Raw genomic sequence first — 15,213 nt, 5'->3', positions numbered from 1 at the left:
GCCCGCGCTGCCCTTACTTCCCCAGCTTCTCGATCTTTTCCTGCAGCCGGGCCAGCTCGGCCTTGAGCGACGACACGTCGCCGTCGCTGCTCGCCTCGGGCGCAGCCGGCGCTGCGGCAGGCGCAGCACCGGGCGTCGGATTCGCCGCGCCGCCCGGCTGGAAGGCGCTCGCCGCCGCTTCGAACATCGCCATGTTGCGCTTGGCGATCTCCGCGAAGGGGGAGTTGGCGAAGGCGCCCTCGACCGCCGACTTGAACTGTTCCTGGTTGCGGCGGAAGCTGTCCATCGACGCTTCGAGATAGCCCGGCACCATCGCCTGCATCGAATCGCCATACAGCGAAATGAGCTGGCGCAGGAAGTTCACCGGCAGCATCGTCTGGCCGCGGGCTTCCTCTTCCATGATGATCTGGGTGAGGACGTTATGGGTGATGTCCTCCTCGGTCTTGGCGTCGACGACCTTGAAGTCGCGGCCTTCGCGCGTCATCGCTGCGAGATGCTCGAGCGTGATGTAGGACGAAGTCTCGGTATTGTAGAGCCGGCGGTTCGCGTATTTCTTGATAATGACCGGACCGCTTCCAGGTGCAGCTTTCTTCATGGGGAACCCCGCGCGTGACAGATGCGCACCTAACTACAGTTTCTGACGCGCCGCAACACGGACCGCGCCCTTTGCCGCTTTTTCTCGCATTGCTGCGCAACGAAACGGCAGCATCGCCGGAAAGGCGGGCAGCCGCACTGGCAGGTCTTGCCGCCTATCAGCGTGCCCCGCGCCCCGCGCCGCGCCCCGAAAAGCCCATCATTGCGCGCGCCGGCCGCGCCGTGCTGCGCGATTATGGCGGGCATGGGCAGCCCGTCGTGTTCGTCCCCTCGCTGATCAACCCGCCGGTGGTGCTCGATCTCGCCCGCGGCAATTCGCTGCTGCGCTGGCTTTCGCGCCAGGGCGTGCGCCCGCTGCTGGTCGATTGGGGGAGCCCGGCGCCGGACGAAGCCCAGCTCGACGTCAACGGCCATGTCGAGCGCTTGCTGCTCCCCCTGCTGCAGCAGTTGCGGCGCCCGCCGGTGCTGGCGGGCTATTGCCTGGGCGGCACCATGGCGATCGCGGCGGCGCAGGCGATCGAGACCGCCGGCCTCGTCACCATCGCCGCGCCCTGGCACTTCGCCGGCTATGGCGCGGCACTGGAGCGGTTCGCGGCGCTCTGGGACGGGGCCTATCCCACCTGCGAGCGGCTGGGCGTGGTGCCGATGGAGGTACTGCAGGCCGGCTTCTGGCAGCTCGACCCCCGCCGCACGATCGTGAAGTACGAGCGCTTCGGCCGCCTCCGCCCGCGCGACCCGGAAGCGCGCGCCTTCGTCGTGCTCGAGGATTGGGCCAATGCCGGCGCGCCGCTCAGCTTCGGCGCCGGTCGCCAGCTGTTCGACGACTTCCTCTCGGCCGACCTGCCCGGCAGCGGCCGCTGGGAGGTCGCGGGCATCACCGCGCGGCCCGAGACGCTGACCGTCCCCGCCCTCTCGCTGATCTCCACCACCGATCGCATCGTTCCCGCCGCCAGCGCCGCGCGGCTGGGCGAGGTGCGCGAGATGACGCTCGGCCATGTCGGCATGATCGTCGGCGGCCGCGCGCGAAAGGCGGTGTGGGCGCCGCTTGCCGACTGGTTAACCGCGCTTCCCCGCACTAGATAGCGAGCAAACACACCCCAGGAGACCAGCATGACCGACGTCGTGATCACTGCCGCCAAGCGTACCCCGGTGGGCAGCTTTCTCGGTGCCTTCGCCGCCACCCCCGCGCACGAGCTTGGCCGCGTCGCGATCGAGGCCGCCCTCGCCGAATCGGGCGTGAAGGGCGAGGAAGTCTCCGAAGTCATTCTCGGCCAGGTGCTCACCGCCGCGCAGGGCCAGAACCCCGCCCGCCAGGCATCGATGCACGCGGGCGTGCCCAAGGAAGTGCCGGCGTGGAGCGTGCAGCAGGTCTGCGGTTCGGGCCTGCGCGCGGTGGCGCTCGGCTTCCAGTCGATCCGCAACGGCGACGCCGACATCATTGTCGCGGGCGGCCAGGAATCGATGTCGATGAGCACCCACGCCCAGTCGCTGCGCCCGGGCACCAAGATGGGCGACCTGAGCCTAGTCGACACGATGATCAAGGACGGCCTGACCGACGTGTTCAACGGCTATCACATGGGCATCACCGCCGAGAATCTCGCCGAACAGTACCAGGTCACCCGTAGCGAGCAGGACGCCTTCGCGGTGCGCTCGCAGAACCTCGCCGAGAAGGCGCGTGCAGACGGCCGCTTCAAGGACGAGATCGCGCCGGTCACCGTCAAGACCCGCAAGGGCGAGACGATCGTCGCCGACGACGAATATATCCGCGCCGGCGCGACGGTGGACAGCGTCGCCGGCCTCAAGCCCGCGTTCAAGAAGGACGGCACCGTCACCGCCGCCAACGCCTCGGGCCTCAACGACGGCGCCGCGGCGCTGGTGCTGATGCGCCGCGAGGAAGCCGAGAAGCGCGGCGCGCCGATCCTCGCCACCATCCGCAGCTGGGCGAGCACCGGCGTCGACCCGTCGATCATGGGCATCGGCCCGGTCACCGCGAGCCGCAAGGCGCTGGAAAAGGCCGGCTGGACGATCGCCGACCTCGACCTGATCGAAGCCAACGAGGCGTTCGCCGCACAGGCGCTGTCGGTCGGCAAGGAGCTGGGCTGGGATGCGGACAAGGTGAACGTCAACGGCGGCGCGATCGCGATCGGCCACCCGATCGGCGCCTCGGGCGCGCGCATCCTCACCACCCTGCTCCACGAGATGAACAAGCGTGACGCCAAGAAGGGCCTGGCGACGCTGTGCATCGGCGGCGGCATGGGCATCGCGATGTGCGTCGAGCGCGATTGAGCCTTCAGCGCCGCACCGAGCAGCATGGAGCCGGGGCGAAAGCCCCGGCTGTTTTCGTTGCGGCACGGCCGGGCGACACGTGCGCCATTTCTTAAGCAAGTGTTTGAAATTTAATTACGTCCCCTTTAGACATTTTGGCAACAATTCGTTGCAAGCTGTGGCACCACTGCAACAGCCCGTAACAAAGATGTAAAATTCGCAACCAAACCCCTTGTAAGAATCGTGCCGGAGAGGATCAAAGCCCCGTCAGGCATCCCGCCTGTGAGGGGCAACTCATGAAATTTTCCAAGCTATTGGGCGCGACGGCGCTGGTCGGAAGCGCAATGCTGATCCCGACCATGGCACTGGCGCAGACCACGCCGCAGGATGAAAGCGGTGCAGCCGCTGCCGACGAAGACACGTCGATCGTCGTGACCGGTTCGCGCCTGCGCTCGGCCAATCAGGATTCGCCGGTTCCGATCACCACGGTTACCGCCGAGCAGATCGCCAACAGCGGCCGCATCTCGGTGGGCGACGTGCTCAACACGATGCCGCAGCTGCGCAGCACCGTCGGTTCGCAGAACTCGACTTCGGGCCTCGGCCGCCGCGGCCAGAACTTCCTCGATCTTCGCGGCCTGGGCACCTCGCGCACGCTGACGCTGATCAACGGCCGTCGCCAGGTCACCAGCGACATCATCAACAACGGCAACGCCGTCGACGTGAACACGATTCCGCTCGACCTGATCGAGCGCGTCGAGATCGTCACCGGCGGCAAGTCCGCCGTGTACGGTTCGGACGCGATCTCGGGCGTCGTCAACTTCATCCTGCGGGATCATTTCGACGGTCTCCAGCTCAATGCCCGCGCCGGCGTGAGCAACTATGGCGATGCCGGCAACCAGACCGTTTCGCTGCTGGCGGGCAAGAACTTCGCCGAGGGCCGCGGCAACATCGTCGTCGCTGCGGAATATTCGCACCAGTCGGATTACTATGCTTCCGACCGTCCGGCGCTGCGCCACAACGACGGGTTCGTCGTGGTCGACACCGACACTGGCGCCTCGTCCGACGACGTGCCGGATCGCCTCTTCTTCCGTGATCTGCGCAGCACCACCATCTCGCTGGGCGGCCAGCTGGGCTTCCGCTACGGCAACGCCGGCAGCCGCCCGTGCGGCACCGACGCGGTCGGCAATGCCTTCACCTGCGCCTATCTGTTCCAGCCGGGCGGTACCCTCACGCCGCAGACCGGCCTGCGCGTCGGCCTCGGCCCGAACGGCAGCTTCGTCGGCGGCAACGGCTCGACCAGCCGCGAAGGCAAGCTGCTGGTGTTGTCGCCCAACGTGAAGCGCTACGCGTTCAATGCGCTGGGCCATTTCGAAGTGTCGAGCGCGTTCGTGCCGTTCTTCGAAGCGAAGTATGTCCGCACCGAAGCCTTCGGTTCGCAGAGCGGACCGTTCTTCTCGCAGGGCCAGACGCTCAGCGATCAGGTCGCGGGCACCGGCCTCAGCGACCTGTCCTATTTCAGCAACGGTCGCGTGAACCGCGAAGGCATCCGCCTCGACAACCCGTACCTCAACAGTGCCGCGCGGAGCACGATCGCCGCACAGCTGCAGGCAGCGATCGCAACGGGCGTCAATCCGAACACCGGCGCTGCGATCAACGCTGCGCAGCAGGCGGCGTCGCTGGCGCAGGTCGCGGCGGGCACCTATCGCTTCTCGCTGCGTCGCAACTGGGTCGATCTCGGTACGCGCGACGAGAACATCAAGCGCGAGGTGTACCGCTTCGTCGGCGGCGTCCGCGGCGAGATCGCCAGCAGCTGGCACTATGAAGTGTCGGCCGAATACAGCGAGCATCGCGAAACCAACGTCATCCAGGGCAACGTCAATCGCCAGCGCTTCCTGCTCGCGAACGACACGACCCGCGATGCCAATGGCAACATCGTCTGCCGTTCGCAGGTCACCCCGGCCTATGCCGGCAGTGATCGCGCCGGCAACCCGGCGGTCCTCGCGGCGGACGTCGCGGCCTGCGTGCCGCTCAATCCGTTCGGCGAAGGCTCGGTGAGCAGCGCAGCGCGCAACTATCTGCTGATGAACACCACCGCCACCGGCAGCGCGACGCAGTTCGTCGCCAACGGCTACGTCGCCGGCAACCTGTTCGAACTGCCCGGCGGCGCGGTGAGCCTTGCGGTCGGCGGCGAATATCGTCGCGAGACGCTGCGCTACGACCTCGATCCGCTGACCCAGGCCGGCTACGCGTTCTACAACGCGATCCCGTCCTTCCGTTCGCCGGCGTTCGAAGTGAAGGAAGCCTTCGGCGAAATCTCGATCCCGATCCTCAAGGACGTGCCGTTCTTCCAGGAACTGACCGCGAGCGGTTCGGGCCGTGTCTCGGACTATCGTGGCGCGACCGGCACCGTGTTCACCTATAGCGGCGACGCGATCTGGCGCCCGGTGCGCGATTTCGGCTTCCGCGGCAGCTATTCGCGTGCGGTGCGTGCGCCGTATGTGGGCGATCTTTACGCGGTCGCGGGGCAGAACTTCACCCCCGCCCCGGCGGATCCCTGCTCGCTGCGCAACATCAACACCGGGTCGGCCAACCGCAAGGCGAACTGCGCTGCGGCTGGCATCCCGGCCTCGTACGACTATGTCTACACCTCGTCGCTACAGATTCTCAGCGGCGGCAATCCGAACCTGAAGGAAGAAAGCTCGCGTTCCTGGACGCTGGGCGGCATCTTCGAGCCGCACTGGGTGCCGGGTCTGTCGATCTCGGGCGACTATTACGACATCACGGTCAAGAACGTGATCACGTCGCCGTCGGTGCAGGCCGCACTGAACGCCTGTTATGACGCGCCGTCGCTGAACAACCAGTTCTGCGGTCTCTTCCAGCGTGCGGGTGCCAATGGTGGTCCGAACGGCGAGCAGCCGTTCCGCATCATCGAGGGTTCGTATCAGGACGCGCCCCAGAACTATGCCCGCTACAAGGCGCGCGGCATCGACGCGAACGTCACCTACAACCACCGGTTCGACTGGGGCCTGGTGCGGATGCGGGGCGAGTGGACCCATGTGATCCAGCGCGACAACTTCACCGATCCGTCGCGTCCGAACTACGCGAACGTCATCACCGGCGAGTTGAACGATCCGCAGGACCGCTTCACCGTCGACACCGATGTGACGTTCGGCAAGTTCACGATTGGCCACACGCTGCGCTACATCAGCGGCATGTACCTGAACACGTTCGAGGACTATAACAGCGTCAACGGCGAGCCGCCGCAGAACCCGGACTATGCGGACATCCGCATGTATCCTTCGGTCGTCTACAACGACGTCCGCTTTGCGCTCGAGGTGAACAAGAGCTTCAACCTCTATGGCGGCGTGAACAACGTTGCGGACAAGAACCCGCCCTACGGCCTCACCGGCGTGGGCACGGGCTCGGGCCTCTACGACAACCGTGGTCGCTTCTTCTACATGGGCTTCCGCGCCAACTTCTGATCGCGGAAACCGCAGCATCGGGCCGGAAGGAGCAATCCTTCCGGCCTTTTTTTTGGCCGCCCCGCCGGGCTAGAAGCAGCCATGCACCGCAACCCAATCGACCTCGCCTTGTCCCTCGCCAGTGCCGGCAAGACCGAGCAGGCCTGCACGCTCCTCGCCGATGCCGGTGCGCAGGGCAGCGCCGAGGCCTGGATGCAACTGGCCGTCTGGTACCTGATCGGCGCACCCGTTCCGCGCGACCTCGATCGCGCGCGCACCTGCCTCGCCAAGGCGGTGGCGATCGGCCATGTCGACGGTGCGCTGATGGAAATCGCGCTGCTCGCCAACGGCAATGGCGGCCAGACTGCGCCCGATTGGCCGCGCGCGCTGCGGGCGCTCGACATCGCCGCGCAAAACGATCCGGTCGCGGCGGCACAGCGGGCATTGCTCGCGAACATGGCGCTCCGGCCCGACGGTACCCCGCTGGCCACACCCGTCGGCGAAATACTCCACGACGCGCCCCGGCTGCAGCGCTTCCCAAGGCTGCTCACCCCCGAGGAATGCGCCCACCTCGCCACGACGGCGCAGCCGCTGCTCGAGCCTTCCTTCGTGCTCGATCCGCGCAGCGGGCGGCCCATGCCGCACCCGATCCGCACCTCGGACGGCGGCGCGATCGGGCCGACGCGCGAGGATCTGGTCGTGCGCGCCATCAACCTGCGTATCGCGGCGGCAACCGGCACCGACGTGCAGAACGGCGAGCCGCTGACCGTGCTGCGCTATGCGCCCGGCCAGCAATATCGCCGCCACCTCGATACGATCGCCGGGGCCGCCAACCAGCGGATGGCGACGCTGATCCTCTATCTCAACCAGGGCTTTGCCGGCGGCGAGACAAGCTTCCCGGCGATCGGTGTCACCGTCCAGCCGCGTGCGGGCGATGCCATCCTGTTCGAGACGCTGCTGCCGGATGGGTCACCCGATCCGCAGCTGGTGCACAGCGGCGAGCCGGTCCGAGCCGGGGCGAAATGGATCGCGACGCGCTGGATCCGGCAGGCGCCGGTCGATCCCTGGACGCTCGCCGCGGGCTGATCAGGCCCAGACCCGATCGAACCGCGCGCCGAGCCCGGTGAGCAGCTCATATTGCGACAATCCGCTCAGCGCCGCGGTCTGCGGCAGGGCATAGTCCATCGCCACCCAGTCGCCTTCGGCGAGATCGGGCGCGGCATCGACGCAGAGCGCGGTCAGGTCCATCGAGACGCGGCCGACCACCGGCAACACAGCGTCTCCAGCGTGCGCGCCCCCCTTGTTCGAGAAGCAGCGCAGATAGCCGTCGGCATAGCCGAGGTTGAGGATCGCGACTTCCATGTCGTGCGGCGCGGTGTAGGTGGCGTTGTAGCCGATCGTCTCGCCGGCCGGCACCCGCCGGCGCTGGAGGATCTGCGCCTCGGGCGTGACCACCTGGCGGATGCCGGCATGCGCCTGCCGCTGGCGGCCGCCATAGAGCGCGATGCCGGGGCGGGTGAGATCGAAATGATAGTCCGGTCCCAAGGCGATGCCCGCGCTGTTGGCGAGGCTCATCCGTCGTGCTGACGTCCGCCCGGCGAGCGCAGCGAAGCTGTCGCGCTGGCGGGCGTTGAGCGGCACGTCCTCGTCGGCGGAGACGAGGTGGCTCATCAGCGTGTCGATCGTCAGCCCGTCGAGCAGCCCGTCCGCCACGTGCTGCGGGGACACGCCCAGCCGGTTCATGCCGGTATCGACCATCACGTCGCACGCGCCCCCGCCCGCGTCGCGCCAGCGCCGGACCTGCTCGACGCTCGCCAGCACCGGCCGCGCGTTGGCCGGGCGCTCGGCCAGGTCCTCGGCGCGCACGCCGTGCAGCACCGAAATCGATACGCCCAGACCGGCGACGTCCCGCGCCTCGGCCCAGGTGGCGACGAAGACGTCGCGGCAGCCCGCCGCCGCCAGCCGCGCGACCACGCCGCGTGCGCCCAGCCCATAGCCGTTCGCCTTCACCGCCGCGCCGCACGCCGCCGCACCGCTCAGGTGCGACAGCAGCGTCCAGTTGGCGGTGAGGGCGGCAGCATCGAGGCGGAGGCGGAGGGGGGAGTCGGTCATCCCCCGTCGGTTAGCGCCGCGCCGCGCGAAGCGCCACCGTCTCGCGCAGCCCGAACGCGGTCACCACCAGCGCCATCGCCACCACCGCGAAGGTATACCACAGCCCGGCATAGGGGTTGCCGGTGCGCGCGACGATGTAGTGGCTGATGAAGGGCAGGAAGCCGCCGAAATAGCCGGTGCCGATATGATAGGGGATCGACATCGACGAATAGCGGATCCGGCTGGGGAACATCTCGCTCAGCAGCGCCGCGACCGGACCATAGGTGGCGCCGCACAGCGCCATCAGCACCGTCATCGCCACCAGGATCATCGCGATGTCGATCGGCTCGGGCACGATGCGATCGAAGCGATAGCCGGCATATTCGAGCGCGGCCGTCACCGCCTTGGGGTCGTTGCTCTCGACGACCTGGCCGCCGATGGTGACGACCACGGTGGGCGCCTCGGCGGTCTTGTAGCTGACTCCCAGCCGCGAGAGATGGTCGAGCATCCGCCAGCATTCGTCGGCCTGGGTGGTAGCGAAGGGGTCATAGGCGCAGCGCGGCCCGGCGACGATCACCGGCTCCCGCTTCGATGCCTTGGCGAGGCCGGGGTTCGCGGCGCTGCCGATCACGTAGAAACAGGGGAAGAGCAGCACCAGGGTCAGCGCATAGCCGATCACGATCGGCGGCTTGCGGCCGACCCGGTCCGACAGCTTGCCGAACCATATGAAGAAGCCCACGCCGATCACCGCGCCCGCGCCGGTGATCAGCTGCGCCGCGGTCTGGTCGAGCCGCATCGGGCCCGAGAGGAAGGCGAGCACCGAGAACATTGCGGTGTACCACACCACGGTCAGCCCGCCGGCGATGCCGAACAAGGCGACGAGCAGCCGCTTCTTGTTGCCCGGATAGGTGAAGCTCTCGACGAACGGGTTGCGCGCGGTCTCGCCCGCTTCCTTCATCGCCTTGAACACCGGGCTTTCGGAGAGGCGCACGCGCATCCACACCGAGATGGCAAGCAGCAGCAGCGAGAAGAGGAAGGGCAGCCGCCAGCCCCAGCTTTCCCACACGCCGGCGGCGGCGAAGCGGAACAGCAGCACCACCGCGAGACTGAGGATGAAGCCGCCGACCACGCTGGCCTGGATGAAGCTGGTATAGTGCCCCGCCCGCCCCTCGGGCGAATGCTCGGCGACGAAGATCGCCGCGCCGCCATATTCGCCGCCCAGCGCCAGCCCCTGCGCGATGCGCAGCACCAGGATGACGATCGGCGCGGTCGCCCCGATCTCGCGATAGCCGGGGATCAGGCCGATGCCGGCGGTGGCCAGCCCCATCACCGTGATGGTGACGAGGAAGGTATATTTGCGCCCCATCCGGTCGCCGAGATAGCCGAACAGCACCGCGCCGAGCGGGCGGAAGCCGAAGCCGATCGCGAAGGTCGCCCAGGAGAGCAGGGTCGCGAGATTCTCGTTACCCGAGGGAAAGAAGGTGCGGCCGAGGACACCGGTGGCGGTCAGCGTGCCCCAGATGAAGAAGTCATACCATTCGAACACGGTGCCCAGCGACGACGCGCCGATCACCATCCGCATCTCGCTGGCGCTCGGTTCGCAAACCTCGTCGGCCATCCTCTATGTCCCCCGCCTGTCTCGCTGTGCTTCTACAGGAGTCGCACGGGGGAGCAATCTGTCAGGCGCGACGCCCCAGCGTCTTGAACATGAGGGTGATCCGCGCGGCATCGGGGCCGGCGGCGTAGATCGGCCGTGCGGCATGCGGAATGGTGCCGGGGAAGATCACCAGCCGATCGGGCTTGGGCACCACCGCCTTCACCACTTCGCTGCCGCTGCGGTTGAAGAACAGCGTCTCCCCGCCCTGGTCGGCGTTCCACCCCGCCTGGGGATAATAGATCGCGGTGAGGTGTTCCTTGCAGTCCGAATCGAGATGGACGCCGCCGCCGACCCCCGCCGGCATGCGGTTGGCATAGCAGCGCGACAGCCGCTGGGCGCGGAGCGGCTTGTGCAGCAGCATGTCCCACACCTCGGCGATCAGCGGCGCGGCGGCCTGGAGCTCGTTGCCGATCGCATTGGGATCGCGATCCTCCTGCGCGCTCTTCTGATAGCCGGCGAAATGCTTGTAGAAATAGCGCGGCGCATCGGGCGCGCCCGAGGAATAGGCGCCGTGCGCCCAGCCCGGCTGGTCGAGATAGTCCCAGACGCGCTGGCGGCGCGCATCGCCGAGGAAATTGTCGAGTACGCGAATGTCGTTCAACTGGCCGGTCCTTGCACCACGCCCGGCAGGGCCGTTGCGGCTTACAGGGGCAAGGTTAACAGCGGGTTAGGCGTGCCTCAGAGCACCAGTTCCGCCTTGAGGAAATCGACGAACGAACGCACCCGCAGCGCCAGCCGCGCATGGCCGACGAACAGCGCATGGATGTCCTCCCCGTCCCCAGGGTTGAACGCCGCGAGCAGCTCGACCAGCCGCCCGGCGGCAAGGTCGGCAGCGACATGGAAGCGGCCCATGCGCGCGATGCCGCCGCCCGCCAGCGCCATCAGCCGCACCGCCTCGCCCGAATTGGCGAGGAACGGCCCGTCCATCGTCCGCTGCACCACGGCGCCGTCGATGCGGAACGGCCAGCTGTCGATCGAGCGGCGGAAGTTGAAGCGCAGGCAGGTGTGCGCATCCAGATCGTTCGGGTGCCGCGGCGTGCCGCAGCGCGCGAGATAGTCGGGACTCGCGACCACCACCATCGTACTGCGCCCGAGCTTCGCCGCCTTGATGCCGGTATCGCGCAACGGTCCCACGCGGATCGCGACATCGGCACGCTCCTCGACCAGCTCGACCAGCGCGTCGGATAGTGTGAGGTCCACCGTCACCCCCGGATGCGCCCGCAGATAGGCGGGCAGGATCGGGATCAGGAACTGCATGCCCAGCGGCACCGAGGCATTGACCCGGAGCGGCCCGCGCGGGACCTGGTCGCGCTCGAAGCTGTGCTCGATCGCGTCGATCTCCGCCATCAGCCCGGCGACGCGGGCATGATAGGCTTGGCCCTCGGGGGTCAGCGCCAGCGCGCGGGTGGTGCGGGTGGCGAGCTGGACGCCGAGCCGCGCTTCCAGCCGGGTCATGCCGCGGCTGACGGCGGAGGGGGTGATGCGCAGCGCCTTGGCGGCACCCGCAAGGCTGCCCTCGGCCGCCACCGCCAGGAACATCTCCATCTCGCCAAGCCGATTGTCCATCCATGATTCCGATGCACTTCTGTGATGCTGCCTGGCAATCTACTCAGCAATGCGGGCGACGCCTACTTCTCGTTCCGACATTGGAAGGAGATACTCCCATGGACCTGCAGCTTACCGGCAAGACCGCCCTCGTCACCGGCTCCACCGCCGGCATCGGCCTCGCCATCGCCGAACGGCTCGCCCAGGAAGGCGTGGCGGTGACGATCACCGGCCGCAGCCAGGCCAAGCTCGACGAGGCCGCCGCGCGCATCGCCAAGCTCGGCACCGTAAACCCCGTCCTCGCCGACCCCGCGACGGCCGAAGGCGCGGCGACGCTGATCGCGGCGGTTCCCGACACCGACATCCTCGTCAACAATCTCGGCATCTACGAAGCCAAGCCCTTCACCGAGATCAGCGACGAAGACTGGCACCATCTGTTCGAGGTCAACGTGGTCAGCGGCGCACGGCTGGCGCGGCATTATTTCCCGCGGATGCTGGCGCGCGATTGGGGCCGGGTACTATTCATCGCCAGCGAAAGCGCGCTCGTGATCCCCAGCGAGATGATCCACTATGGCATGACCAAGACGGCGCAGCTCGCCATCTCCCGCGGCCTTGCCGAGCAGACCCGCGGCACGGGCGTGACGGTCAATGCGGTGCTGCCGGGGCCGACGCGTTCGGAAGGCATCGTCGAGTTCATCCGCTCGGTGGTCGACAACAGGGATGCGCCGGAAGCCGAGCGCGAGGCCGCGTTCTTCGCCAAGCTGCGCCCGCTGTCGCTGATCCGCCGGCTGATCGAGGCCGAGGAGATCGCCGCGCAGGTGGCGCTGCTCGCGAGTCCCTTGGGGGCGATCACCAATGGCGCGGCGATCCGCGTCGAAGGCGGAATCGTGCCCACGATCGCGTGAGGCAAGATTGAGATCCTCCCCAGCCAGGGGAGGGCAATCGCATATGGCCAAGGACTCCCGTCATCCCGGCGGAAGCCGGGATGACGATGGTTTTCGATGCACCGATATCCTTCGGGTTCAAATGCGATAGCCCTGCCCGCCAGGGGGAGGGAAGGACTTCAGGCTATCAGCCCCCCAGCCCTTCCAGCGCCTCGCTCGCTTCCATCCAGGTCAGCTCGGCGGTCTCGATCTGCGCGCTCACCTCGGCGCGGCGCTTCATCAGATCGGTCATCGTCAGCTTGGTGAGCGCCGCATCGGCATTGGCCGGATCGAACATCGCCTTTTCCAGCGCCGAAAGCTGCGCCTGGAGCCGGGCGAGCTCGGTTTCCGCCGCCTTTGCCGCCTTGCGCAGCGCGGTGCCCTTTTCGCGCGCCTCGGCGGCGGCGCGGCGGGCTTCCTTGCGATCCGCCTTGGAGGCACCGCCCTTGCCGCTGCCGCTCGAATCCTTCGAGAGCACGAAGGCGATATAATCATCGAGGCTGCCGTCGAACTCCTTCGCGGTGCCCTGGTCGACCAGCACCAGCCGATCGGCGGTCATCTCGAGCATGTGGCGATCGTGGCTGACCACGACCACGGTGCCCGAATAGCCGTTGAGCGCCTGGATCAGCGCCTCGCGCGCATCGACGTCCAAGTGGTTGGTCGGCTCGTCGAGGATCAGCAGATGCGGCGCGTCGCGGGTGATCAGCGCCAGGGCAAGCCGCGCGCGCTCGCCGCCCGAAAGCTTGCCGACCTTGGTGGTCGCCTTGTCGCCCGAAAAGCCGAAGCGGCCGAGCTGCGCGCGCACTGCGCCGGGGCTGGCGCCCGCCATGTTGCGCGTCATGTGCTGCAGCGGCGTGTCGTCGCGGTCGAGCTCCTCCACCTGATACTGGGTGAAGTATCCCACCTTCATCTTGCCGCTGCTGTTGATCGCGCCGTCCATCGGCGTCAGCTGCGCGGCGAGCAGCCGGGCGAGCGTGGTCTTGCCGTTGCCGTTGCGGCCGAGCAGCGCGATGCGATCGTCGGGATCGATGCGCAGGTTGAGCCGCTGGAGGATCGGCGTGTCGCCATAGCCGACGCTCGCCATGTCGAGCGTGATCAGCGGCGGGCGCAGCTCGTCCGGATTGGGGAAGTCGAAGCTGAGCGAGGGATCGTCGACCAGCTCGGCGATCGGCTGCATCCGGGCGAGCGCCTTCTGACGGCTCTGCGCCTGCTTGGCGGTGGAGGCGCGGGCCGAGTTGCGGGCGATGTAATCCTGCAGCTTCTCGCGCTCGGCCTGCTGCTTGGCGCGCGCGGCGGCGAGCTGCGCCTGGCGCTCGGCGCGCTGGCGCTCGAACGCGTCATAGCCGCCCGGATAGAGCGTCAGCTTGCCGCGCTCCAGGTGCAGGATGTGATCGACGACATTGTTGAGGAAGTCGCGCTCGTGGCTGACCAGCACGATCGTGGCCGGGTACGACTTCAGGAAGTCCTCCAGCCACAGCACCGCCTCGAGATCGAGGTGGTTCGAGGGCTCGTCGAGCAGCAGCAGATCGGGCTGCGAGAAGAGCAGGCTGGCGAGCGCCACGCGCATCCGCCAGCCGCCCGAGAAGCTCTCCAGCTCGCGATGCTGCATCTCCTCGTCGAAGCCGAGGCCGACGAGGATGCGCGCGGCGCGCGAGGGCGCGGCATGCGCGTCGATCGCGATCAGCCGCTCGTGGATCTCGCCGATGCGATCGGGATCGTGGCTGGTCTCGCTTTCCTCGAGCAGCGCGGCGCGCTCGAGATCGGCGGCGAGCACCGTCTCGAACGGCGTCGCGGTGCCGCCGGGGGCTTCCTGCGCGATATAGCCGAGCTTGGCGCCGCGCGGCATGTCGACGCTGCCGCCATCGGGTTCGAGCTGGCTGGCGATCACCTTCACCAGCGTCGACTTGCCGGCGCCGTTGCGGCCGATCAGGCCGATGCGCCCGCGCGGCGGCAGCTTGGCGGTGGCGCCGTCGATAATCGTGCGGCCACCCAGGCGCACCGTGATGTCGGTCAGATTGAGCATGATCGGCCAGCGCCTAGCCGATGCGGCGCGTCAGGGCCAGCCATAGCGCGGCGCCAAAAGCGATCGGTGCAAAGGTTTGTTCCCCCTGTGTAACTACCTAGTGCGTCTTTGAAAAAGTGCGGTCGCGGCGGGGCGATCGGCGGCAGCAACACGCGGGAACGACCGGATCCTGCGAATTTTTTGCTCCCTGAACAGAACGTTCCTCCGGTATTCTGCCTATAATTCCCATGTCGCGGTTGGATCCAAGACCGCCGGTGCGGACCATGAAGCTCGCGCTAAGAAATCTTACCGGGGGATAAATGGAAATAGAACTCCACGTCGCATCTTCCGCCGTCATGCGCAGTGCTGCCGATCTTCGTCAGCAATGCATCGATGCACTGGCAGAAGAAGGCACGATCCACATTGATGTCGCAGGCGTAACGGACGCTGATCTTAGTTTCGTCCAGATCCTCTGCGCGCTGCGCACGGCCGCGGCGGAGACGGGTCGCGAGGTTCGCCTGCGCAGCCCCGCCCCTGCGGCGGTTGCTGCGCTGCTGGAGCGTGCCGGTTTTCTCGCCGCAGCCACCCCCCAAGATCTCGACTTCTGGTTTCACGGAGAACGTGCCCAATGACCGCCTCGATCCTCACCGTCGATGATTCGCCCAGCCTGCGTAT

12 protein-coding genes are annotated in these 15,213 nt (G+C 67.5%); 6 read left to right on the top strand and 6 right to left on the bottom strand.

Annotation, left to right across the window (positions count from 1 at the left end; genetic code table 11):
- Positions 1 to 13: 13 nt before the first annotated feature.
- Positions 14 to 595: a polyhydroxyalkanoate synthesis repressor PhaR gene (phaR, locus tag CA234_RS00060; protein WP_125977479.1), complete on the bottom strand. Its 582-nt coding sequence runs from the start codon at positions 593 to 595 to the stop codon at positions 14 to 16.
- Positions 596 to 666: 71 nt separating this feature from the next.
- Here phaR and CA234_RS00055 point away from each other — a divergent pair, with 71 nt between their 5' ends.
- The 4 genes from CA234_RS00055 (at position 667) to CA234_RS00040 (ending at position 7,406) form a co-directional block, all read left to right on the top strand.
- Positions 667 to 1,677: an alpha/beta fold hydrolase gene (locus tag CA234_RS00055; RefSeq protein ID WP_125977478.1), complete on the top strand. Its 1,011-nt coding sequence runs from the start codon at positions 667 to 669 to the stop codon at positions 1,675 to 1,677.
- 27 nt (positions 1,678 to 1,704) lie between these two features.
- Positions 1,705 to 2,880 (top strand): acetyl-CoA C-acetyltransferase, encoded by a 1,176-nt coding sequence (locus CA234_RS00050; protein WP_126000586.1) that lies wholly within the window; start codon positions 1,705 to 1,707, stop codon positions 2,878 to 2,880.
- A gap of 275 nt (positions 2,881 to 3,155) precedes the next feature.
- On the top strand, positions 3,156 to 6,341 hold the full coding sequence (locus CA234_RS00045; protein WP_125977476.1) for a TonB-dependent receptor: 3,186 nt from the start codon (positions 3,156 to 3,158) through the stop codon (positions 6,339 to 6,341).
- A gap of 81 nt (positions 6,342 to 6,422) precedes the next feature.
- Positions 6,423 to 7,406: a 2OG-Fe(II) oxygenase gene (locus CA234_RS00040; protein WP_126000585.1), complete on the top strand. Its 984-nt coding sequence runs from the start codon at positions 6,423 to 6,425 to the stop codon at positions 7,404 to 7,406.
- Here CA234_RS00040 and CA234_RS00035 read toward each other — a convergent pair whose 3' ends face one another.
- The 4 genes from CA234_RS00035 to CA234_RS00020 form a co-directional block, all read right to left on the bottom strand.
- A complete protein-coding gene (locus tag CA234_RS00035) occupies positions 7,407 to 8,432 on the bottom strand; it encodes an alanine racemase (RefSeq protein WP_125977474.1) in 1,026 nt (341 codons plus the stop codon).
- A 10-nt stretch (positions 8,433 to 8,442) separates the two neighbouring features.
- Positions 8,443 to 10,029: an MFS transporter gene (locus tag CA234_RS00030; RefSeq protein ID WP_126000584.1), complete on the bottom strand. Its 1,587-nt coding sequence runs from the start codon at positions 10,027 to 10,029 to the stop codon at positions 8,443 to 8,445.
- A gap of 61 nt (positions 10,030 to 10,090) precedes the next feature.
- Positions 10,091 to 10,669: a 2OG-Fe(II) oxygenase gene (locus tag CA234_RS00025; protein ID WP_126000583.1), complete on the bottom strand. Its 579-nt coding sequence runs from the start codon at positions 10,667 to 10,669 to the stop codon at positions 10,091 to 10,093.
- A gap of 77 nt (positions 10,670 to 10,746) precedes the next feature.
- Positions 10,747 to 11,634: a LysR family transcriptional regulator gene (locus tag CA234_RS00020; protein WP_125977471.1), complete on the bottom strand. Its 888-nt coding sequence runs from the start codon at positions 11,632 to 11,634 to the stop codon at positions 10,747 to 10,749.
- A gap of 98 nt (positions 11,635 to 11,732) precedes the next feature.
- On the opposite strand from CA234_RS00020, the gene CA234_RS00015 reads away from it, so the two are divergent.
- Positions 11,733 to 12,518 (top strand): SDR family oxidoreductase, encoded by a 786-nt coding sequence (locus CA234_RS00015; RefSeq protein WP_126000582.1) that lies wholly within the window; start codon positions 11,733 to 11,735, stop codon positions 12,516 to 12,518.
- A 166-nt stretch (positions 12,519 to 12,684) separates the two neighbouring features.
- Here CA234_RS00015 and CA234_RS00010 read toward each other — a convergent pair whose 3' ends face one another.
- On the bottom strand, positions 12,685 to 14,559 hold the full coding sequence (locus CA234_RS00010; protein WP_125977469.1) for an ABC-F family ATP-binding cassette domain-containing protein: 1,875 nt from the start codon (positions 14,557 to 14,559) through the stop codon (positions 12,685 to 12,687).
- Positions 14,560 to 14,858: 299 nt separating this feature from the next.
- Between CA234_RS00010 and CA234_RS00005 the strand changes: the two genes are divergently transcribed.
- Positions 14,859 to 15,170 (top strand): STAS domain-containing protein, encoded by a 312-nt coding sequence (locus tag CA234_RS00005; protein WP_125977468.1) that lies wholly within the window; start codon positions 14,859 to 14,861, stop codon positions 15,168 to 15,170.
- The last annotated feature ends 43 nt before the right edge of the window (positions 15,171 to 15,213 follow it).

The organism is Sphingomonas sp. ABOLE, assembly GCF_003950455.1.
In the GTDB taxonomy this organism is placed as follows: Bacteria; Pseudomonadota; Alphaproteobacteria; order Sphingomonadales; family Sphingomonadaceae; genus Sphingomonas; species Sphingomonas trueperi.
Note: the sequence above shows the minus strand (reverse complement) of the source record. Positions and strands in the feature narration are given on the sequence as shown.